Origin of the sequence: Belliella pelovolcani (assembly GCF_900156785.1) — a bacterium.
GTDB classification, from domain to species: domain Bacteria; phylum Bacteroidota; class Bacteroidia; order Cytophagales; family Cyclobacteriaceae; genus Belliella; species Belliella pelovolcani.
In genome coordinates this window covers 385381-408010 of sequence record NZ_FTOP01000002.1, presented here as the reverse complement: position 1 = coordinate 408010, position 22630 = coordinate 385381, and the positions used below count along the sequence as shown (strand labels likewise).

The following is a 22630-nucleotide window of genomic DNA, read 5'->3' as shown; positions in this document are numbered from 1 at the left end:
TCCCTCCAATCAACTCAATCACCTTAATGACTAATCCCCTTCATCTAAACCTAAACAGTTAAGCAGCCCCGACACTTCGGGGCAGTTAAACATTTCTTTTCCTTTCCCCTTTCCCCTTTAACCTTTCCCCTTTTTCCTTCCCCCTTACTTGGTTCAACTTGTCCGCCGTGGCGGATTGTACTTCGTACTTCGTACCCTTTAACCTAATTAACTCAATCAACTTAATAACTAATCCCCCTTTTCCCTTCCTCCTTCCCCAAAACCCCCTCCAAAACCCCAATCAACTCCTCCGACCTCAACTGCAATCCCCCTGACTGCACCATCCTACCATCCCCATCTATCAAGAGCTGATGAGGTGCGCCTACAATATTATATTGCTTCAAAAAGGCATGATCAAACCCTTCTCCATTAGTATAAAGGTTGACCACAGAGGAAGAGGTATATCTGCCTCCAGCCACACTCTTTTCCCACATCTTGCGGTCTTTATCCATACTGATTGAAATCATCACAAAGTCTTTGTTGTCTTTAAAATGCTCCTCAACAGAATGCAAGGAACCTTCATAAAAATTGATACATGCCTTACAGCCTGTAAACCAAAAGTCCAAAAACACAGTTTTCCCCTTGAAATCTTCAAGCCTGACCATTTCTCCTTTCAGATTTTCAAAGGCAAAGTTTTCAATAGGCTGACCCGCTCCCTGTCTATGATAAAGCCTTTCTAAATAGGGTCTGATACTTGGCTCTTCAATGCTACCAAGCGCTTTTTCTAGGATTTCTGATCCGTTTGAAAGTTTGCTGAAGTTGCCAATAATGTATTTTCCAATAAGGAAATCCCTTACTTCATTTGGATAATTCTCTAGGCTGACAAACAGTGGTTGATTTTTAAGCTGGCTCAAAGCCTTAGATTGATTTATTAAAAAGTCCTGATAATAGGTAGCTGCAAGAACGGTTTCCTTTTCAAATTCAAAACGCAATGTTTCAATTTCTTGAGCATAGAACGCTTCAAGCTTTTCAACAAAACCTGAATTGCCTACCTGCTTTGCCTGTCTATATGCTTGAGTCCAATCAAGAACAAGCCTATCGTACAACAAACCTATTTCATTTGCTAAAATGATTTCATAGGCCTCTTTAGGTATTTGGCTTTGATAGGAGTCCAATAGCAGCAGAGTCTTGTCTATGGGGATTTGCTCAACCTCTGACTGCAATAGTTCGAGGTAGCTTTCATCCAAAATAGGAAGACTTAAGACCTCTCCAAAATTTTGTTGAGCCTGTTGATAGATCCTTCGATTGTTATCCTTTTCTAAAAATTCCTCAAGACTGGATTGACTTCTTTGAGTATACCTAGTGGCCTTTTTAAATGAATATGCCAGTCTTAAATTATTCAAGGCTCGCTGACATTCAAATAGGGGAGCAGTTGGTCCACCAAATGTTAAAATATTTCGGAAAGGCTGAGCGTAAATTTTAATACTATCCCCTGGAAAAATCAGGTATTTATTAAAAGGCTCGTTACTACTTAGAGACAAACTAATATAACTAGGTCCTTGAAGGTCTGAAACATTGACTGTAATAACTTGATCATTGCTAGGGAATAATCCTTCAAGCATGCTTCCTTTTCTCAAAGGAATACGCTTAGAAACCTGACCTTCTGTTGAGGCAAGTTGCCCAAAATAATGACTCCAAAGGCTCACCTTCAAAGTATCAGGCTCCCGATCCGAATACTTGATATACTTAAAGTAAATCAAAGCACTTTTCCCCATATCTTGTCCATCAGGAATGGAGTCTTCAAACCCCATTCCCTGAATAGACTGGGCGATAGCAACCTTTCCCGCTACCATCATCAATACCCCCAAAATCATCAATCTCCTCATAATTTTTTTCTTTTTTTTTGTTTTCATTAATCCAATCATTTCTCCCTTCTTTCCTACCTCATCCTTTATTTCCTTTTCCCCTTTTCCTCACTAATCCTTCCTCCATTACATGGTTTAACTTGTCCGCCGTGGCGGATCGTACTTCGTACTTTGTACATCCTTCCACTTTCCTCCTTCCTCCCTCATCCTTGCTTTCCATCCTTTGCCCCTTAGCTGTCCTTATCGAGTCCCCATTTTCTCCCTTGGGGCTTAAATCTGAAATCTAAAATAAAGGCCCAGCAGTGCAGCAGTAGCGATTAGGTCAGCTACACACCCAGTTTAGCATTACTTTGGTTTTTGGTTATACATATAACACCACACCGCCAGAACCCTTAATTTCAGCCCTTTAAACCTTTGAGGTTTTCTCAAACCTCGAAGGTTTTAACCCAGTTATTCCCCAAACACGATTGATCTACCGTAGCCTTTCCTAGCATCGGAAAAAGAAATCCCACCCAAATGACTGAGAAACAGTACCATTACTTTTTTCTTTTAGAAAAGGCATGGCTCCGCCAAGGAGTATGAATTTATATGTTTCATACTTTCTGTTTTTGGAAATTTGTATAGGAAGTTTTCTCAACCCGTCGAGCTGGATGGATAGTTGACCATAAATTTTACACCTCTAGATTATATCCATCAGACGGGTATAGGCAATGGTTTTCCAGTCAGAGAAATCCTCTGTTAGACTTGGTTAAGAAATTGATTGGTATTAGACTTTACTGAGCTTCTGCAGCAGCTGGAAGTAAAGTTGCGAGCACACCCATTAGCGTAGATAGGTTGGAAAAACGAAGTTCATCGGGGACTCGTCTCGTCGTAGGTAAAATAGGTTTAAATAGGGTTCTTCGGTTTTCTTTTGAACAGAAGATCGAAGGTTGTGATATTAAATCCTCCTGTTAGGCACTGATGACCAAACACCAAAAGACCATAATCGCAATTGGTTTGAATGAGGAATTTGAATGACTCACAAGCTTCTGTCCCTAGCCTCTTGCACTCATTGCTGAGGTCTGAGAAGTCACCCAAGCGCTTGATAAAAGAGGCAGGGACTTCACTGGAATAATTCAGATTTTGCTTTTTCATCCTTTAGTTGTTTGGCTTCTCAGACCTAACAGTGAGGATGTGATTCAAATATATAAAGAAAAACTTAAAGTCAACATTAATGTTGACTAATTTTTTTCATTTTTTATTCTAATTGCCTTTGATGAGGAATATTACAAAGGATGAATTGAAATCTAAGCTTGCAAAAAAGATTAAAGAGCTTAGAGAAGATAGAGGCTGGACACAAGAAGAGTTGGCTTTAAAGCTCAACTTCAAAGACAAGCAAGCAATAAATAGATATGAAATTCAAGGTGCTAATCCAACCTCTTATAACTTGATCCTACTTTGCAAAGCATTTGAAATTAACTTAAATGACTTGTTTGACTTTTTAGATGATTAATTGATATTAAGATATTTTTTCTATACATATCCTTTCAACCAGATTTTTCATGCTTTCAATCCGGCTAAGTAATTTTTCACATTCTACTTTTGTAACCTCAAAATTCCGATCATACCTAGCTTCAATATAACCTTTCCGCAATATTTCGAATAAATGGTATTCTTCTTCATCATTTGGGGGAGTCAAAAATAAATTATACAAATCCGTGTTTAGGTGTTTTGCATATTTTCTAAGTTTCTTCAAATTGTGGACAGTAGGTTTATATCCTGAAAAGACTAGCATTACAGTTGCGTAAAAATTTTCTGCTGCTTGGTGAAGTTCAAATAATGACTTTCTATAACTTCCTCTATTAAATGCATTTTTCGCATCAATTAAAAAATCAACCCCCATTGGAAACCACAAATTAAAATATCCTATTGATCTTTCTTTAAATTGAGTATCGGTAAGTTTAATTGGAGTAAAAAAGTCTTGTTCTCCTGTATCAAACAAAACTATGCCTTCTTTTAATATCCTCAAAAAGAAATACTGTCCTATGGCAAGTCCCTTATTGATATAATCCAAACTATGAACCAAAATACTGGTTATACCCCTCAATTCTTCATTACATTTGTTTTCAATATGACTAATAACTTCATGATGCTTGATGTTACCATCATTAGTAACAACCAGAATATCGTAATCACTTTCATAAGTAAGGGTAATACCATCATGTAAAACTGTGGAATCAACCCATTTGCCTGTAGCATGACTTCCGAATAAAATTACCTTCATCGGATTGGCCTCTTTCTTAATTACTTCTAAAATGAAATTAATTTCATCCTGCTTTTCTTGAGGTAGATGTGCTATTGGATTAGATATAGTCATAAAGTAAAGTTAAAAGAACAAATTTTATGTATATTAATGATAAGGCTCTTTTCTTTTGAGCTGGTTGATTTTTCTCTGCTCTTTAGCTGCTAGATAAGCCTGATCATATTCTTTCATTCTCTTCTTGAGAAGTATATTATCTTCATTAGAAGGAAAGATAATCAATCTAGTGAAGGGATTTTCAAAGTTTATAGGTATAAGAGGGAAATCCTCTCTTCGGAAAGGTCTTCCCATTCTTTTTTGCAAGCATTCTAGACAGAGCATTCCATTCCCTACTCCATATTTATTCCAGATTTCTTTGGTCACCATATAGTAATTGCATCTAAGTTCTATGTCCCTATGTAAGAATTTGAAAATGAGTGCTTAATATCCTTATTTTCTATTTGAAAGAAATGGGAATTTGTATATATTAAATAATTATACATTATCTTTGCAATGTAGAAGGGTATTAATGCCTACTTGATTATTGGATTTAATATGTAATTTATAAATTCTGATAATTGGTTCTTCAAATAAATCGTAAATCAAATGGAAAAAGTAATTGTAAAAACTGAAAAGAATGCTAAAGTTTTCGATTACATTCAAAAAAAGGTCGAAAATAAAAATGCAATCATTTCTTATATTCGTGAGGGGAAGGATTTAAAAGAGCTCCAAGAAAATAGGGACATTAAATTTGTCAAACCTATATAAAATACACCAAACTGAATCAGGGTACTCCTTTGTTACAGACAAAGGAATACCTTATATGATTATTTTAGAAAAATCATCTTTCATTCCTCCTTATGGAGATTTTTTATATGATTTCTCATTTTTCCCATTAGCTGCTAAAGAGAAAAGAAATAAAGATCAAAACGGTTTTGATCACAAAATTCATCTAACACTCCTTAATTTTCTTGAAGATCTTTTCTCTCAAGATGTGAGAAATACAATAGTTTATATTTGTGATAGTCAAGATCAACGTGAATTTTACAGAAAGATTTTATTTGATAAATGGTATAATGAATTCTCAATAGAGAGATTTGAGAAACTTGATTTTAAACTCGTTAATGATGGATCAGATTATTTGATAACAACTTACATATCAATTGTTACTTTAAGGGAAAACCCTCATTTGGATGATTTGAAAGATTTCACCAAGTCAAATATGGAAGAATTTGAAAACTACAAGTTTGAATAGCTGACATTAATTCAATTCCCTTCTCCGCTTTTCGGAATTTGCAATTCCGAAACCAGATATTACCTGCTATTCGGAATTTGCAATTCCGAAACAAGATAAAAGGAATTTGTAATTCCAATCACCCTTCTGGTTCAATTCCCTATCGGTTCAAGTCTTCAGACCTGTCCGATGCAGGCGGGCTCAGACTTGGACCTAAACCATCGCAGTTTTCAAACTGAACCATATTGTTAAACTAGAAAATTAGCACAGGAAATTCATATAGGCCGTATCCATTATAATAAGTAGTTCAAAAATTATTCAACTTCAAAAGGTCTAACATCATGTTTCTCGAAGTATTCTTGGATACTTCCCAATTCATCAGGAGGTACTATTTCTACGATCTTTTCTTCAATCAATGGCGATTTTAACAAATTCTCCCAAATTTGATGTTGTTTGCTCAAATTAGACTCAGGTTTTTGGCCAACAATAAAAAATTTACCAATTTTATTTTCCTTGATCTCAAATGGTTTGATCAAACTTACATAGTTATTAACTCTGTGCTTGATAGTTTCTGCACTTGTTTGAAAATCAATAAATTGAGTCAAAACAGGAACCTCATTTTTCCCAATCATATCCACATTAAAATCAAATACTACGAAATCAAAGGATGATGCTCTTAAAGTGAAATTTACATTGACCCTATCTTTAACCTTTGGAATAAAGTTATGCTTTATATCCATTAGATTAGATTGAGCCTTTACTCCCAGATTTGGCAAGCTTGAAATTTTGTAAACATATTGCTCAAATAATTTATCGAAGACCGCCTGATTCGCATCAATATCTATGACCTTCGGTGGCGTTAGAGATATCAAATTATTGGTGTAGTTAGATAGATATTGGATATAATCAGCTCTTAGATTACTGTATGCCACCTGCAAATTATTGTCTGTATTTGATATGTTTTCAAATGATGACAATTGTATTTTCAATAATTTAAAGGACTCAGTAGATAGAAGCTTTTTTAATAAATATAACTTTTCCTCAGAAAATTTCATCATACTTATCCCATCCTCCTGAGAAAGTAGGAGACCTAAATTAATCCTTTCATTACCTAATGCTGAAAGTGAAGTATAAATAATGGAATAATATGTTTTCATGGTCTTTGGTACATTAAGCCTGCAAATTGAAGATATGTTTGACGGACTCTTCCCATCCACTCCTCAGAAAATAGATTTTCATTCAAAGATTCTTGGACTTGATTCCTATCATATCCCCACTCATAGGGTATCTGTTCAACGATTTGACTTAACTGACTGAAACATAAAGAGCATAAAGGTTGCAAAGATGCTTCAATTTCGTGAATTAATTTAATATTTCTTCTATTTCTTGATCCAAATACTTTACGAAAAAGATAAGTGTAAAATAAGGAATCCTCGTAAGTTATTTCCAATAAAGGCCTAAACAAACTACCTGAATTAAATATTTTCTCGTTATCAATAAGTATAGGTTTTAAAATATTTGAATCAAGATTTATTAATAGATTCATATTGCCAGTATTGCGATCCTCATTGCTTAACCAGATATCAAAAAGAGCTATTTTCAGCAGAAGGTGTTTATCAAATTTTGAAATTACATTAGAAGTATAACCTTGTGCTATTTCATCAATTAATTCTGTTATTCCTTGAATCTTAAGAGAACTTATTAAAGGAACTTCTATTGAAATGTAATTAAGCTGCATTCCAAGCATTTGGGCTGGAAGATGTTCTCTTTTTAAATCAATTAATTTCATCTCAGGAATTGGCAATCCCCAGATTTTAGCAAAATTATAGGCCAAGTATTCATTTAACAATTTTGAGTCTTGCCAGTGATACGGATACTTACAAATATAGAATTCCATATCCGAGGCATGAATCAAAAGTGGCCTACTGCCTGCTGTCTCATAACGCTTATTGACTTCCTCGATGGAATATAGTCTATCCATTTATCTGAAAAATTCATTTTGAACTTGAAACTATTATGAAATTTCTAAGCTCTTACTTCTTTTAATTTTCTTGAATATACTAAAATATTTATATCTGCTTTCACACCAGTAGCCATATTTTATTAGGTACATACCTAAAATTCAGCTATTGTCGACCGTCGTCAGTCGACGATTATCCGCTTGATCCTTTCGTTTTATTGAATTACTGGTGTCATTGCGGATAATCATAATATTTTAAATCTTTATAGAATGAAACAGTTTAAATCCTTAATTCTTATTTTAATTGGCACTTTCATCACAGCAAATAGTATTGCACAAGAGAAGGTGCCAGCAAAAACCCAAATCATGTTGGGTAACATTTTTTTAATCTATTCTAATGGTAGCCAAAAACAACTAACATATAATGAATCTGATATTGAGGCTTTAATTGTTCCTAATTCTAAGGAGGTGGTTTTTATTAGACAAGTGCCTAGGAGAAGTGGTAGTAATGAATATTTCGCCCATAAAATTATGATCGTGGATCATAGCACTTTGATTGAAAAAGTAATCACAGATTCCAAACCATATCTTGATGGTCTTGATGGAACCTCAGAGATTTTAAATGTAGGCAATCTAACAATATCTCCTGACAATCAATTTATCTATTTTATAACAGAAAAATATGCCACTAGTAGCATATTGGCGAAAGTAAATCTTAATTCCGGTAAATGGATTGAATTTTTTCCAGCTCAGTCATTCTCTATAGTAGAAAAAGGACAATTCAAAGGATCTTTTTTTGTTGGAGTAAGCGAAGTAGGGGCCAAAGGCAGAGATATTTATTATAAATTAGCTGATGAAAATGGTAAAATTCTAAAAGAATTTGAATCCTATGAAGCCATGATCAGCTTCAGAAACGAAATCCTCGATTAAATTCAAATCTAAAATCATAAATTCAATTAATAGGAGAGTTCCTCTTCTTTTGTTACCTTTAAACAAAACCTAAAATGGACAGTCAAGACTCAGTGATCTTAACGACTTATGGGTTCATTGCCTTCATATGGTTTATACCCATTCTAATCATTATTTTCTCTAGTAAAACATCTGGTAGCGAAAAAATAGCATGGATTCTCGCAGTATTATTTATCTCCTGGTTTGCATGGATTTTTTATGCACTTCTAGCACCTATCAAGAAGAGATAATTTATTCTTTAGATTAATTTTTTAATTATCCACCTATCATTTAACTACCAATGTTAAGCTTCATTTTAAATGAATTTTATATCTTCACCATTTCTCTATTTGAAGCACAGATATGGCAGAATTTTTAAATACAGCTCTAATTAATCAATGGATTCCAAGATTAATCAATGAATCAACCAACGAGCTAGTAATCATAGTTCCCTATATCAAAACGTCTGAAAATACTTTTAATCAATTATTAGAAGCAGATACAAGGGGAATTGAGATCACGATCATATACAGAGAAAATGAATTGTCTCAGCTAGAAAAGATAAAACTTAGTCAACTCAAAAACCTGAATTTACTTTGCCACCCAAATATCCACGCAAAGCTATACATGAATGAAAGGAACTTAATTATTTGCTCTATGAATCTTTATGAATATTCTGAGCGGAACAATAGAGAAATGGGAGTTTTATTCAATAGATGCTATGGGCATAGCGCTTTAAAAAATAGACTAAACGACTCAAAACCAGTTAAAGATGCAATTGATGAAATTCGACAAATTGTTAACGCCTCTACATTAGATAGAAAAAGTTGTTCTACTGAAAAATTTGGTTTAAATCTTGAAATATTAAAATCTACTAGGGAGTTGGCCGAAGAAGAGTATAGCTATTTGAAGGAAATTTTTAACCATAAAAAATTTGAATTTTATGAAGAGAATGAAAAGCTAATACCAATTTTTAAAAATTATTTCGATAGGGTAGATTTAATTTTGGGCGATAGGGCAAGTTTAAAATTAAACTTTGACGAGGAACGGAAATCGAAAATTTATGAAAAATTCATACCCTTAATCGAAGAAAATATCATTCCTGGATTTAAATTTTATTGGAATAACCACAAGAGCGATTTGATGCTTTATCGAAATTCTAAGATGGACACTTCATGGGATACACTTTCCAAAGACGATTGTATAATTAAAATGAAATCAGGTGTTGATGAAATCATTAAACTTCTAAAGCCCCACCTTTACTAATCAAAACCAAAATACAAGTTATTAAATTTTAAGTAATTTAAGACTTCTTATCTTCAAATCCTTCATACTTATCTTAGAGTGCTTAGCTCCTCCGCCGACCTTTGCGAGAATTCCTCCTAACCAAATATCTATCAAACTTTTAAAACTAAATTCCAAAAACCCGCTATATTTATAGTCATCTAGCATCTTTTAATATGAAAATTATAGCAACAATAGGCTTGTGCTTCCTTTTAAGCACAGCTGCTTTCTCTCAAACCGCCCAAGAACTCAATTATCAAGGTATTGAGTTTGCTAAAAATGGAAAATTCGACGAAGCATTTAAGATTTTTGAAAAAGCAATAAACCTGTACCCAGATGCTTCTGGTCCATATACGAATAGAGGAAACATTTATAGAATGCGCAAGTCCTATGATCTTGCTATAGCCGATTATTCTAAATCTATAGAATTATCTCCAGATAACTTGGACGTAAATTATGCTAGAGCGAATGCATACTTAGATGCAAGAAATTTCGAAATGGCAATTCTAGATTACTCTACAATTATAGAGCGAAACCCCTCTTTTAAGGACATTTTTTTCGATAGAGCTTATGCTTATATCATGTTAGAAAATTTTGAAGGAGCTAAAGCTGATTTAGAATCTCAACTGGAAATCACTCCTAGTGACTTTAAGTCTCAAGCAAACTTGATAAATATTAAAAAGAAACTTGAGTTATATGATGAAGCCATCTTAGACTATGATAAGTTAATCCGAGAATTTCCAAATCAACCAGACCTACATATAGTTTACAATAATAGAGCAGATCTTTATTCTAAAATCGGAAATCATGTATTGGCTTTACAAGATGTTAACAAAGCCATTGAAATTAACAATGAATATGATTTAGGGTTCTTAAATAGAGCTTCTATCCAACTTAATTTAGGCAATGAAAAAGAAGCCTGTAAAGATTTCAAAAAGGCAATAAAACTTGGTGTAGAAAATAATAAACACTTCAAAATAGATGATGACTATGAAAAACTAAAAAAGCTTTGTCAATAGCTTTAAAGTCCCTATCGATTCAAGTCTTCAGACCTGTCCGATGCAGGCGGACTTGGACCTAAACTACCCTTGTGGTTCAAGTCTCCTGACTTGGACTTAAACCATCACAGTTTTCAAACTGTCCAAACCGTCAGACGGTTCAATAACCTCCCGTCAATCCGCTTTTCGGAATTTGCAATTCCGAAACCAGATATAAAGAATTTGCAATTCTAATCACCCTTCTGGTTCAAGTCTTTCCGCTTTTCCGCTTCTCGAAATTTGCCCCGATTCCTCGGGGTTCGAGATAGAGATAAATAGAATTTGTAATTCTAATCAATATCTATCTATCTTCATGCTCCCCATGACCCTTCTGGTTCAAGTCTTCAGACCTGTCCGATGCAGGCGGGCTTGGACCTAAACCATTACGGTTCTCTAACCGCTCTCTAATCCACAATCTTGCAACCTATAATCCAAAATACAATCCCTCTGCGTTCCTCTGTGCCCTCCGCGGCAAAAACTAAAAGACCCAGTTCGTTCAAGTTTCTTCAGACCACAGTGTCCACCAGTGTTCATCTGTGGTAATAATCTATCAACGGAATCCGCACGAGCTCCCATTCTTTTAATCCCCAATCCACTAAAAAAATAAATTCCCCTTAATCCGCGTAATCTGCGAGAGCCCCAATCTTCTAATCCCCAATCCCCCAATCATCTAAAAAAATAAATTCCCGTAATCCGCGTAATCTGTGCGAGCCCCCAATCTTCCAATCAAAAATTCAAAATACAATCCCTCCGTGCTCCTCCAATCCTCCGTGGCCAACACCCGCTTCCCCCTACTTTTCTATCTCAATCCGATTTGTCAAAAACCAATCTTTTAGCCTTCTTATCTCCCTACTTTTTACATCGTACTTTATACCTTGCACACACTAAATTACCCTAATTTTTCAATATAAAAAAAGTACAAATCAATCTAAAATATTCATATTTTATTCAAAAATCACCCCATTTTCCCCCGTCTCTCTACCGACCGTGTTCCGACCGTGTCCCGTATGCCTCCCGACCATTCGCCGACTTTTGGCGAAAAACCAAGAAATCATATAATTATTCTAAGAATATAAACATTTGATTTTCAAGCCCATTTTCAGTACAATTTTTTAATCCACTATTTTCACATATTATTTATTATGCTTATCCGCTTTCGTACCTCCTAGATTCCTCAGCGAAACTCTGTGGAACCCCTAAAACCTACTGTATCAGAAAAATAATCAATTCAGCCATACCCCATAAAACTACCATACCCCTAAATCTGAATTCTACCATCTAAAATCTAAAATTCATTTGCTTTTCGGAATTTGCCCCGATTCCTCGGGGTCCGCATCCAGATAAAAGGAATTTGCAATTCCGATCATTAAATAATCCTTTATCCCCCTCAAATCACCCGCCCCTTATCGTCCCGATCTCGATTCCTTTCCCCCATATCTACATCCCCCGGGACTCACGGTCATTCGTGCGCACATCTCAACCCCGCACTGCGGCGCCTAGCGAATATTTTGACTACAACTACATCCTCACGCCTTGTACGGGGCTACTAAGTGTTAAGCCCACTCAGGAGCCTGCCCCGCAGCATTGCGGGGGCTTCGATTTGTGACTATTTGATTTCAATTTACGTTTAAATGCTTTCCTTCTTGATCTACTTTTCGCCCTTTGCATCTTGGCCGTACCCTCCCGAGTATCGGGACAAGTTCTGCTCGATCCATTCGTGCCAATCCCAGCACTTCAGCGCTCCAAATTCAAAAACTCCTAAAACTCCCTTAACCATCATTTTCAAAACCTCCTTCACATCTCAAACTCCTAAAATCCAATTTCGTGTAATTAGAGTAATTCGTGGTTCCCTTTTTTCTTTCCTCCTTTACTTGATTCACCTTGTCCGCCGTGGCGGATTGTACTTTGTACTTTGTACCCCTTTTCTCTTTCCCCTCCCATCCCCTCCGTTGCGTTCGCCGCGCCTTTCGTTGCGCCCGTTGCGAGAAATCCTTTACCCTTATTCCTTTTTTCTTTCACCTCAAACCCTCCATGCTCCTCCCAGCCTCCGTGGCAATTACCAAAAAAACCTCTGAGCATCCCATTCGTGCCAATCCCAGCGCTTCAGCGCCCCAAATTCAAAAACTCCTCAAACTCCCTTAACCATCATTTTCAAAACCTCCTTCACATCTCAAACTCCTAATACTCCCCTTCGTGAAATTCGCAAAATTCGTGGTTCCCTTTTTCCATTAACCTTTTATCTTTTCCCTTCCTCTTTCCCGCCTTACTTGGTTCAACTTGTCCGCCGTGGCGGATTGTACTTCGTACTTTGTACCCCTTTTCTCTTTCCCCTTCCACTCCTTTGCACCTCAGCACCCTCCCGTACCGGGACAAGTTCTGCGAGCAGGAGAGCCCTAGCAAAGTAGTACCAAAGTAGTATCAAAGTAACACCAAAGTAGTACCAAAGTAAGGGATAGTGCGACCTTTATGTTTAATTCCTTTCTCCTCTTATCCCATTTTCTTCCGATCCCCCGGGGCTAAAATAACCAACCTTACAACCTGGCCCGTCACTAAAATGATCCAATGGGATCATTTCTCAACGTTCCGTCCTCCTTTAACCTTTTATCTTTCCCCTAATTCAACTTACCCCTTATCGTCCCGACCTCAATTATCTTCCCCCATATCTATATCCAACGGGACTCTCGGTTGTACGTATGCACATCCCAACCCCGCACTGCGGCGCATATCGAACATTCTGACTACAGCTACATTCAAGCGCCTTGTACGGGGCTACTAAGTGTTGATCCCCCTCTGGGGATCCGTTTTGTGACTATATGATTTCAGTTTACGTTTAAATGCTTTCCTTCTTGATCTACTTTTCGCCCTTTGCATCTTGGCCGTACCCTCCCGAGTATCGGGACAAGTTCTGCTCGATCCATTCGTGCCAATCCCAGCGCTTCAGCGCTCCAAATTCAAAAACTCCTCAAACTCCCTTAACCATCATTTTCAAAACCTCCTTCACATCTCAAACTCCTAAAATCCAATTTCGTGTAATTGGAGTAATTCGTGGTTACCCTGGATATAACGGTTCGAATTGTGCCACCCTTTTCGGTCTAATTGTGCCAAGCATTTCGGTTCAAACTGTGCCATTTTGGGCGTTAAGCGTTCACTGTTAAGTGTACAAAAACCATAAATTCAAAACTTATCCCCACATTTAAATATTACCCTCCTTCCTAAACAGTTAAGCAGTTAAACTTAAAATGATTATTCGGTTATTTGACCCGAGGGGTCGGGGTTGTTTAATTGAAATGCTATTTGAGAGGTTAAGATAAACGATTAAGCAGCCCCGACACTTCTTGGCAGTTAAACATTGTTTTTTTCCTTCGTAATTCGATATTTTACTGATGAACTTCGAATTCTGACCAACTCTCCATATATCGCCGAAGGCAAATAGCTACTATATATCGCAAAGCATATATCAAACTCTACCCCATTTAACCTTTCTCCTCATTTCCCTCCTAAACAATTAAGCAACCCCGACACTTCGGGGCAATTAAACATTTTTCCCCTCATCCTTCAACTTTCCTTCCCCTTCTCCACCAATAACTCTGTGATGTCGTTCATGGCTTTGACCTTGTACTCAAAATCTCCTTTGAGCGTATCGCGATAGGCGTTGAGGTTTTGTAGCAGGTCATCAATTTCCTCGGGGAGCACTTCTTCCAGCAATTGTCGAAGCCTTTTGGCTGTAGTAGGAGATTTTCCATTGGTGCTAATCGCAATTTTCAGATTTCCTTTGGTCACAATTCCTCCCAAATAAAAATCACAAAGTTCTGGCGTATCAGCTACATTGACGAGAATATACCTTTCCTTGGCTTCATCATGAATCTGTCTGTTGATCTCGGTAAAGTTCGTCGCTGCAATGACGATATGTTTTCCCCCTAGGTACTTTTCATGATAAATATCTTGAATCAAAGTAACATTAGCCGCTGACTCTGCCAATTCCAAAAATTCAGCATTGAATTCTTTTGAAACTGCTGTCACCTGAGCTTCGGGACTACTTTTGAGCAGAAAACTCAGCTTTTCCGTTCCCACAAAACCTCCACCAACGAGCAGAAAGTTTAATTCATGGGCTTTGAGGAAGATGGGGTATAATGGATTCTTTGACATATATTTTGAATATTGACTAAATTACAAACAATCAAACAAATACAGAGATTATTTGATATTGATTGATATTGGATATTTATGGATATTGGTTCAAAACCTCTCAGTTTTTGGATTATAAAATCCATTTCCTTGTTATGTTACAATAGCTATTTGAGCTTAATTTTTCCGGATCAAAATTCATATTGTAGTAGATCAGTAAGTTGATAGATTGAAACAATAATTTCGTTTGGATCAATATCAATTAGTATCAACTAATATCTTTAAGGAAAAGAATAACAACAATTTTCATTCAATACAGAATTTACCAAATGACACATACTTTTTGGTACTAATATCTATTAGTATCCAATATCCACTAATATCAATTCTCCTATACCGCTATTTTTACTACTTCTTCATAAACCTCCTTTAGACGATAACTTTCCCTCACCACTTCCCCAATAATAATGATGGCGGGGGCGGCAATCTGGGAGAGGCGGGCTTTTTCTTCTATATCGGAGATGGTACCTGCCACCAATTTTTCTTCCTTGGTAGTTCCACTTTGGATGATGGCAATGGGCATGGATGTCCTGCCTTCATGCTGATAGCAAGCGACAATTTCCGATAGTTTTTTGGTCCCCATCAGTATCACTACTGTAGCGGTAGACTTGGCAGCAAGTGCTATGTCTCTGGACATTTCTCCCGAAGTAGTGGTGCCGGTGATCACCCAGAAACTCTCTGAGCTGCCTCTTTTGGTTACCGGAATTCCTACTGCCGCAGGAACAGAAATGGCGGAAGTGATACCCGGAACTACTTCTGTTGGGATGCCAAAGGCCTCGATATAATCAATCTCTTCTGCCCCTCTACCAAATACAAAGGGGTCGCCACCTTTGAGCCTGACTACATGGCCATGCTTGAGTGCATGTTCCACACAGAGCCTGTTTGTTTCATCCTGAGGACAGCTGTGCTTGCCCACTCTTTTGCCTACAAATATCTTGATGGCGTTGTGCGGGGCATGTTTGAGCAAGGATTTATCTATCAGCGCATCATAGAGCACTACATCAGCCTTGTTGAGCGCAAGGATTGCCTTGAGGGTAATCAGCTCTGGATCTCCAGGTCCTGCACCGACTAGGGTTACTTTTGGTTTTGTACGGTTTATCATGCGGTCACCTCCTTTTCTCTAAATGCACTGATAGCTTCAAATACCCCAGCGGCTAGTTCGTAATAAGTTTTTGCAAAATCCTGTGAAGGTTCTTCTTGCTGGATCTGATAGACTATCTCAGCAAAAGGCTTCCCTAGCTCTATCTTGTCAGTTTCGGTGAAAGTTTCGTCAAAAAGCTTGATGATGTTTGCGTAGGAATTGGTGCTTTTGCCCTCGCTGAGCAAGATGGCCTTAGCTGCATTGACCAAAGCGGCATAAGTGTGGTATATACTATCCGACCACCTGGCTTCTTTGTAGGCTTCTTCCGAAAGCTCCAATTTCTCTCTGGCTTCTAATAATAAGGTAGCCACCAAATCGATCACCACACCTGCACATTCTCCTACGCCAACTGCTACTTTATAGGCATCTTCATTGCCCCAGTCGACTTGGTCAGCTTCGGTCAGCGTGGCGGTGTCGGTCAGGACTTTCAGGATATCGTAGAAATATATCTGCCCTTTGCGGTCATAGTAGTCAAGGAAGCTCTCGGATTTTTCCCCAAAAGTTTCGAAGTCTTTGATCAGAATTCTCAAAGCTTCAGGTCCTCTTTTGCTCGGTATTTTGATCACCTTATCTGCAAATCTTCCATTTCCGTTGCCCAATGTTCCTCCTCCAAGCAATACCTGAAGTGCAGGAAACACTGTTTTGCCCACCTTCATGGACATTCCCTGAAAGCCTATGTGTGCCATGTTGTGTTGCCCACAGGCATTCATACAGCCTGAGATTTTAATGGTTAGATCAGTGTTTTTCAGGTATTGTGGGTATTCATTAAGAATCACTTTCTCCAACTCTCTCGCAATTCCGGTGCTGCTGGCAATACCAAGGTTACAGGTATCTGTACCAGGGCATGCGGTAATATCACCAAATGTATTATATCCTGCATCTGAAAGACCGATTTTCTGTAGTTCCTGATAGAAAAAAGGAACAGCTTCCTCTTGTACGTCACGGATCAGGATGTTTTGGCGCAGGGTAAATCTGATTTCGTTGTTGGCGTATTTTTGCACCAATTCCGCCAACTGTCTTGCCTGCTTGGTGCTGAAATCCCCCAAAAGCACTTTCACGCCTATAGATACGAAACCTTTTTGCTTTTGAGGAAATACATTGGTCAACTTCCACTGTTCGTAAGCCAATGACAATGGTGCCTCAACTGCAGGCACGACAGGTCTTGCCTGGGTAATGGTAGATTCGTAAGTCTTGTAATCTATAGGATATTTTTGATAAGGTAGTGCATTTTTTTCTTCATCTACCAACCTCAGAAATTCCTCCAAACCGATATCATTGAGCAAAAATTTCATTCTTGCTTTCATCCTCCTGGCACGCTCACCATGTCGGTCAAATATCCTCAAAACCCCTTCAATGAAAGGAATCAGTTCATCTGTTGGCAAAAACTCTTGGATCAAGTCCGCATGCCTTGGCTGAGAACCTAAGCCTCCTCCAAGAAGCACCTTGAAACCTCTTTGCGCTTGTCCATCGATATTTTTCAGTTGGGGGATAAAACCCAAATCATGTAGGTAAGTCAAGGCAGTATCCTCCTCCGAAGCAGAAAATGCCATTTTGAACTTTCTGCCCATTTCCTGGCAAATTGGATTTCGCAAAAAATACTGGAAAGTAGCCTCAGCATAGGGAGTTACATCAAATGGCTCCTTAGGATCCACCCCGGCGGTCTCAGAGGCCGTCACATTGCGGACAGTGTTTCCACAAGCCTCTCGGATGGTCACATCATCTTTTTCCAGCTCCGCCCAGAGCTGAGGTGTTTCATCCAGACTGACATAGTGGATCTGAATATCCTGTCGCGTGGTAATATGGAGCTTGCCCGTAGAGTATTTCTCAGAAACTTCACATATCCTTACCAATTGCTCACCTGTGGATTTTCCATAGGGCAATTTGATTCGGATCATTTGTACTCCCGGCTGACGCTGACCGTAGATTCCACGGGCCAGACGGAGGCTCCTGAATTTTTCCTCGTCGATTTTCCCATCCCTGAAAAGTTTGATCTTCTTTTCCAGTTCAATGATGTCCTTTTGGACGATGGGGTTTTCTATTTCAGTTCTGAAGCTTTCCATTTTTATTTATTCTCTATAGGTTTAGTAGGTTAAATTTTTGTACAAAGTACCAAGTACGATGTACAAAGATGGTCTGGGTCTTAATGTAGTGAAGGTCGACTTATTAGATACAAGAGTCAAGATGCAAGAATCAAGAAAGAAGAGCAGAAATCTGCAATCTTAAATCTTAGATCCCCCCGATCCCTCGGGGCTAAATTTCAATAAACCCAACACTCACCGTATCATAGCTGCCTTCATCAATCAGGATAAAGCTACCATTGGCTTTATTGACGGTATAGGCATCAAAGTGTATCGGCTTGCTCAGTCTGAAATTGACTTTTCCGATGTCATTGAGTCCCAGCTGGTCGCTTGCTTCTTCTCCTGAGAAGTCTGTATGCACTTTTGAGGAGATGCTTTCCACTTTGGCCAAAACCCTGTTTACGCCATGTTGCAGGGTGTACTTTTGCCCGACTCTTAACGGCTTATTGTTTACTTGACAGATGGTGGCAGAGATATTTTTCTCTGAATGGGGCACCTCACTTGATTTGACCAACATATCTCCTCTTGATATATTGACTTCATCTTCCAAGGTAATGGTAATGGAAGACCCTGGAGTGGCTTCTGTATACGCTTGATCAAAAAACTGAATGGACTTGATCTTGGAGGTAGTGAATGAAGGCAGGATAGTGACATCATCACCCACTTTTAGGTTTCCTCCGTAAAGCTTACCTGCAAATCCTCTGAAATCGTGAAATGCTTCTGTCTTTGGCCTTACAACATACTGAACCGGAAAACGCGCCAATGAACTTTGTTGCAAATCTTCTGGCTCCAATACCTCCAAATGATCCAGTAATGTATTGCCTACATACCAAGGCATCAGATCAGATTTTTTGGCAATATTTTCACCTTTTAGTGCCGAGATTGGGATAAAAGTGATCTGCTCAGATTTGAAGTCACTTTTTTCTACCAATGCCTCGAAGTCTTCACGGATTTTCAGGAATACGTCTTCGTCATAGTCTACCAAATCCATTTTGTTGATGGCTACCACCACATGGCCCATCCTGAGTAGGTTGCTGATGAAAAAGTGCCTATTGGTCTGTTCGATCACCCCTTTTCTGGCATCGATCAGGATAATGGCTACCTGTGAGGTAGAGGCTCCTGTGACCATGTTTCTGGTGTATTCGACATGACCGGGAGTATCTGCTACGATGAAGTTCGTCTTTTCGGTATTGAAATAGATATGGGCCACATCGATGGTGATCCCTTGCTCACGTTCTGCAACAAGACCATCCGTAGCCAAGGAAAAATCCAGGTAATCAAATCCACGCTGCTTGCTGGTCTTCTCAATGGCCTCCAACTTGTCCGTGGTCAGAGATTTGGTATCATAAAGCAGGCGGCCGATCAGGGTGCTTTTCCCATCATCCACAGAACCGGCTGTTGCTATTTTGATCAGTTTTCTATTTTCCATTTGTTAAGATTTTAGATGTGAGACATTAGACTTAAGACTTTGTCAAATCATCACTTTCAATATATTTTTTGCCTCGAAGGCGCAAAGACACTAAGATCAGTCTGAAGACTGTGGGTATTTTGATCCAAGACTGAAGCCCTGAAGCAAACGAGCTAAGACGCAAAGGTTTTTTAGAAAGAGCTTCAAGTGGTTTGAGAGATGCTCAATGCTTGAATTTTTATATCGCCGAACCTGCCTGCCTAAAGACCTTCGAGGTTTCGAAAACCTCAAAGGTCTTACTCGACTCTTATGTCTTGTGTCTTAGATCTTATGCCTTTTTAAAAATAACCTACCTTCTTCCTTTTCTCCATTGCAGCTTCAGAGCGTTTGTCGTCAATTCTGGCACCTCTTTCGGAGATGGTGGAGGCCCTTATTTCATTGACAACGTCTTCCAAACTGGTGGCTTCGGAAAGGACGGCTGCTGTACAAGTCATGTCTCCCACGGTTCTGAAACGCACCATTTTTTCTTCTACTTGCTCGTGTTCTTCTCTGAAAACATGTTCGTTGGCTGTCCAGATCATGCCATCCCTGAAGAAAACTTCACGCTTATGGGCAAAGTAGATAGAAGGAATCTGGATATTTTCTGTTTTGATATATTCCCAAACATCCAATTCAGTCCAATTGGAAATAGGGAAAACACGCACATTTTGTCCCTGCTCTATTTGTCCATTGAGCATGTCAAACAGTTCAGGTCTTTGGTTTTTTTCATCCCACTGTCCGAAGTCATCCCGCACGGAAAAAACACGCTCTTTGGCACGGGCTTTTTCTTCATCCCTTCTGGCGCCACCTATACAGGCATCAAACTTGAATTCTTCAATGGCATCCAGCAAAGTGGTCGTCTGAAGGGTATTTCGGCTGGCATATCTTCCTCTCTCTTCCGTCACTTTCCCTTGGTCGATAGAATCTTGTACATTTCTCACGATCAATTCAAGACCCAATTCAGCTACCAATTGATCACGAAACTCTATCGTTTCCGGGAAATTGTGCCCTGTGTCAATATGCAGCAGTGGAAAAGGAATTCTTGCTGGGTAAAATGCCTTTTGGGCCAGTCTCACCAAAGTAATCGAGTCCTTACCTCCAGAAAAAAGCAGGACAGGTTTTTCAAACTGTGCTGCCACCTCCCTCAAGATATGGATGGACTCGGCTTCTTTTGGATTAGGTATGAATAGGTTTGACATATTTATTTTAGATTTTAGAATTTAGATTTTTGTCGAAAATTGTGACAGCCATCATTTTCATGTTTTTATCTCATTGCCCATTTCTTTTATACTGATCAGGGCATCAGTTCAACCCCTTAAGGGTTGTTGGTACTTGTTTTAACCTTGCCCCCCGGGTTGCAACCCGGGGCTAATCAAAGTTTAATCCCCTTCGGGGTTGAGACTCAGTACAGTCTGAAGACTGCTAGTTCCTGGTCCAAGACTGAAGTCTTGAACCAGGAACCGGGTTTACCGACTTCATTATTCGATATTCAGCGTTCATCATTCGATATTTTAAATCTTGAATTCTGAATGATGAACTCCGAAGTTTAGGAGAGCACCTGTCTTGTGTCTTGTATCTTTCGTCTTGCATCTATAATGATGAATTTCCAAGTTTAACCTCAATTGACGCTTTTCTTATATCGCCTAAGGCATATATCTATTTATATCACGAAGCATATATCATTTTATATGCAACCCACACTCCTTCTTCGACTCTTCCCACCACCATCTCCCGGCTCTTGGATCTTCGCCTTCGGTGATGGCTCGGGTACATGGGGCGCAGCCTATGCTGATAAAGCCTTTGTCGTGGAGCGGATTGTAAGGAATATTGTTTTCATTGATATAGGCGATCATCTGATCGTAAGTCCAGTCGAGTAAGGGGTTGAACTTGATGATCTGATTGGCTTCGTCCCATTCGATTTTTTTCATATCAGCCCTGTTTGGGCTTTGCTCAGCACGGAGGCCTGTTACCCAGACACTGTTACCAGCAAGTGCTCTTTTCAGAGGCTCTACTTTACGTACAAAGCAGCAGTATTTTCTATTTTCCACCGAATCATAGAATCCATTGATGCCGATATCGGCCACCAACTTCTCTACGGAAGTCCTTTCAGGGTAAAGCACTTCAATTCTTTTTTTGTACTTACTTTCAGTCCTGGCAACCAGATCCAAAGTCTCCGGAAACAAGCGGCCAGTATCCAAAGAAAAGATGTGGATATCAAGTAGGTTCTCCGCGATCAACTGCGTGATGACCTGATCTTCTTGTCCCAGTGAAGTAGAGAAGACTACTTTTCCGGGGAAAAGATCCGAAAGCAGTGCCAAGCCATCGGACAGACTTAGACTATCCAGCTTTTCGCCAAGACTATGCAAATTCGTTTTTAGGCTCATCTTTTTTGATTTTGGTTGCTCCTTCCCAAGCACGCTCGTGCAGGTAATACAAGGCGATTTTGGTGACTACCTCTATTGACCCAATGGATAGGGCCATGACCAATTGGCCAGTGACGAAAAAGGAAATCACCATGGTATCGAGTGTACCGACTATTCTCCAAGATATGGATTTGAGAAAGCTCTTGATGTTAGAATCTTGGCCTTTGCTGTTTACAAACCACTTTTTGATAGGTTGGTCTAGGATCATATACTTTTCCAGTTTCAGAATAACAAAAGTATATAAAACCTATAAAAAAGATGGGGTAATTAGGGAAAAAATTTTATTCTTTATCTAAAATATCTGCTAAAGTCTTATTTTCCAGAACTTTAAGCATTTCGTCCCGTACTTGGATCATGACCTTATTTAGCCCACATGCTGCTTCGGACTTGCACTCTATGCAGGGTTCGTAGTAGTTGAGGCTCACACAGGGAAGTAGTGCTATGGGACCGTCCAGCAGCCTGATGACTTTGGAGAGGGCTACATCTTTGGGCTCTTTGATCAGATAATAGCCGCCCCCTTTTCCCTTTTTACTCCCCAGGATCCCGGCTTTTTTCAACTCCAAAAGTATGTTTTCCAAAAACTTATGGGAAATCCCATATTCCTCAGAAATGTCCTGAATCAATACCGTCTTCTGATCACGGTGCTTGCCCAAATAAGTAAGGGCATGAAAAGCATATTTGGTTTTTTTGGATAGCATGGTTACAAAAATAGGCTTTTTATCCGATTTGAAAAGTAGGCTTTGGCGGCTAATATGGATTATGCCAAAGTAA

The 22630-nt window shown here is 38.7% G+C and carries 22 protein-coding genes; 7 read left to right on the top strand and 15 right to left on the bottom strand.

Translation table 11 applies throughout. The features are described from left to right. Nucleotides 1-221: 221 nt before the first annotated feature. Together BW935_RS03950 and BW935_RS03945 are read right to left on the bottom strand one after the other, a co-directional pair. Nucleotides 222-1892, bottom strand: a complete 1671-nt coding sequence (locus BW935_RS03950) for a TlpA family protein disulfide reductase (protein WP_076498763.1) — start codon at nucleotides 1890-1892, stop codon at nucleotides 222-224. Between the two features lie 837 nt (nucleotides 1893-2729). Then, nucleotides 2730-2978 (bottom strand): hypothetical protein, encoded by a 249-nt coding sequence (locus BW935_RS03945; protein WP_076498762.1) that lies wholly within the window; start codon nucleotides 2976-2978, stop codon nucleotides 2730-2732. Nucleotides 2979-3099: 121 nt separating this feature from the next. On the opposite strand from BW935_RS03945, the gene BW935_RS03940 reads away from it, so the two are divergent. Beyond that, nucleotides 3100-3336 carry a helix-turn-helix domain-containing protein gene (locus tag BW935_RS03940; RefSeq protein WP_084565786.1) on the top strand — a complete coding sequence of 79 codons (237 nt, stop codon included), beginning with the start codon at nucleotides 3100-3102 and terminating at the stop codon, nucleotides 3334-3336. 6 nt (nucleotides 3337-3342) lie between these two features. On the opposite strand, the gene BW935_RS03935 is transcribed toward BW935_RS03940, so the two are convergent. After that, nucleotides 3343-4200, bottom strand: a complete 858-nt coding sequence (locus tag BW935_RS03935; protein WP_076498760.1) for a HEPN domain-containing protein — start codon at nucleotides 4198-4200, stop codon at nucleotides 3343-3345. Between the two features lie 33 nt (nucleotides 4201-4233). Continuing rightward, nucleotides 4234-4509 carry a hypothetical protein gene (locus BW935_RS03930; RefSeq protein ID WP_076498759.1) on the bottom strand — a complete coding sequence of 92 codons (276 nt, stop codon included), beginning with the start codon at nucleotides 4507-4509 and terminating at the stop codon, nucleotides 4234-4236. A gap of 219 nt (nucleotides 4510-4728) precedes the next feature. Between BW935_RS03930 and BW935_RS18300 the strand changes: the two genes are divergently transcribed. Both BW935_RS18300 and BW935_RS03925 read left to right on the top strand, forming a co-directional pair. Next, entirely contained in the window at nucleotides 4729-4890 is a 162-nt protein-coding gene (locus tag BW935_RS18300) for a hypothetical protein (protein ID WP_175606632.1), read from the top strand. 55 nt (nucleotides 4891-4945) lie between these two features. Beyond that, nucleotides 4946-5377: a DUF6169 family protein gene (locus BW935_RS03925; protein WP_076498757.1), complete on the top strand. Its 432-nt coding sequence runs from the start codon at nucleotides 4946-4948 to the stop codon at nucleotides 5375-5377. A 293-nt stretch (nucleotides 5378-5670) separates the two neighbouring features. Here the strand turns inward: BW935_RS03925 and BW935_RS03920 are convergent, their stop codons facing one another. Together BW935_RS03920 and BW935_RS03915 are read right to left on the bottom strand one after the other, a co-directional pair. Beyond that, on the bottom strand, nucleotides 5671-6513 hold the full coding sequence (locus BW935_RS03920; protein ID WP_076498756.1) for a hypothetical protein: 843 nt from the start codon (nucleotides 6511-6513) through the stop codon (nucleotides 5671-5673). Next, on the bottom strand, nucleotides 6510-7337 hold the full coding sequence (locus tag BW935_RS03915) for a HipA family kinase (RefSeq protein ID WP_076498754.1): 828 nt from the start codon (nucleotides 7335-7337) through the stop codon (nucleotides 6510-6512). Before BW935_RS03915 ends, BW935_RS03920 begins: the two co-directional genes overlap by 4 nt. A gap of 249 nt (nucleotides 7338-7586) precedes the next feature. Here BW935_RS03915 and BW935_RS03910 point away from each other — a divergent pair, with 249 nt between their 5' ends. The 4 genes from BW935_RS03910 (at nucleotide 7587) to BW935_RS03895 (ending at nucleotide 10567) form a co-directional block, all read left to right on the top strand. Further along, the gene (locus BW935_RS03910) at nucleotides 7587-8246 is read left to right on the top strand and encodes a hypothetical protein (RefSeq protein ID WP_076498753.1); all 660 of its coding nucleotides are present in this window, start codon (nucleotides 7587-7589) and stop codon (nucleotides 8244-8246) included. Nucleotides 8247-8320: 74 nt separating this feature from the next. Continuing rightward, complete coding sequence (locus BW935_RS03905) at nucleotides 8321-8515, top strand: PLDc N-terminal domain-containing protein (RefSeq protein WP_076498751.1); 195 nt, start codon at nucleotides 8321-8323, stop codon at nucleotides 8513-8515. A 112-nt stretch (nucleotides 8516-8627) separates the two neighbouring features. Further along, the gene (locus tag BW935_RS03900; RefSeq protein ID WP_076498750.1) at nucleotides 8628-9530 is read left to right on the top strand and encodes a phospholipase D family protein; all 903 of its coding nucleotides are present in this window, start codon (nucleotides 8628-8630) and stop codon (nucleotides 9528-9530) included. A 194-nt stretch (nucleotides 9531-9724) separates the two neighbouring features. Then, a complete protein-coding gene (locus BW935_RS03895; RefSeq protein WP_076498748.1) occupies nucleotides 9725-10567 on the top strand; it encodes a tetratricopeptide repeat protein in 843 nt (280 codons plus the stop codon). A 1848-nt stretch (nucleotides 10568-12415) separates the two neighbouring features. Here the strand turns inward: BW935_RS03895 and BW935_RS18535 are convergent. The 9 genes from BW935_RS18535 to BW935_RS03850 all read right to left on the bottom strand — a co-directional run bounded on the left by BW935_RS18535 (nucleotide 12416) and on the right by BW935_RS03850 (nucleotide 22557). Beyond that, nucleotides 12416-12664 (bottom strand): hypothetical protein, encoded by a 249-nt coding sequence (locus BW935_RS18535; RefSeq protein ID WP_076498747.1) that lies wholly within the window; start codon nucleotides 12662-12664, stop codon nucleotides 12416-12418. Between the two features lie 1476 nt (nucleotides 12665-14140). Next, on the bottom strand, nucleotides 14141-14731 hold the full coding sequence (locus tag BW935_RS03885; RefSeq protein WP_076498745.1) for a precorrin-2 dehydrogenase/sirohydrochlorin ferrochelatase family protein: 591 nt from the start codon (nucleotides 14729-14731) through the stop codon (nucleotides 14141-14143). A gap of 370 nt (nucleotides 14732-15101) precedes the next feature. Then, nucleotides 15102-15872, bottom strand: a complete 771-nt coding sequence (cobA, locus tag BW935_RS03880; protein WP_076498744.1) for a uroporphyrinogen-III C-methyltransferase — start codon at nucleotides 15870-15872, stop codon at nucleotides 15102-15104. Next, the gene (locus BW935_RS03875; RefSeq protein WP_076498742.1) at nucleotides 15869-17971 is read right to left on the bottom strand and encodes a HEPN domain-containing protein; all 2103 of its coding nucleotides are present in this window, start codon (nucleotides 17969-17971) and stop codon (nucleotides 15869-15871) included. Before BW935_RS03875 ends, cobA begins: the two co-directional genes overlap by 4 nt. 190 nt (nucleotides 17972-18161) lie before the next feature. Further along, nucleotides 18162-19418, bottom strand: a complete 1257-nt coding sequence (locus BW935_RS03870) for a sulfate adenylyltransferase subunit 1 (protein WP_076498740.1) — start codon at nucleotides 19416-19418, stop codon at nucleotides 18162-18164. Nucleotides 19419-19735: 317 nt separating this feature from the next. Then, nucleotides 19736-20635: a sulfate adenylyltransferase subunit CysD gene (gene cysD / locus BW935_RS03865; protein ID WP_076498738.1), complete on the bottom strand. Its 900-nt coding sequence runs from the start codon at nucleotides 20633-20635 to the stop codon at nucleotides 19736-19738. Between the two features lie 480 nt (nucleotides 20636-21115). Then, nucleotides 21116-21820: a phosphoadenylyl-sulfate reductase gene (locus BW935_RS03860; protein WP_076498736.1), complete on the bottom strand. Its 705-nt coding sequence runs from the start codon at nucleotides 21818-21820 to the stop codon at nucleotides 21116-21118. Next, nucleotides 21795-22067, bottom strand: coding sequence for a DUF2061 domain-containing protein (locus BW935_RS03855; RefSeq protein ID WP_009035139.1), 273 nt, complete (start codon nucleotides 22065-22067; stop codon nucleotides 21795-21797). Before BW935_RS03855 ends, BW935_RS03860 begins: the two co-directional genes overlap by 26 nt. A gap of 73 nt (nucleotides 22068-22140) precedes the next feature. Next, complete coding sequence (locus BW935_RS03850; protein WP_076498734.1) at nucleotides 22141-22557, bottom strand: RrF2 family transcriptional regulator; 417 nt, start codon at nucleotides 22555-22557, stop codon at nucleotides 22141-22143. Between the last annotated feature and the right edge of the window lie 73 nt (nucleotides 22558-22630).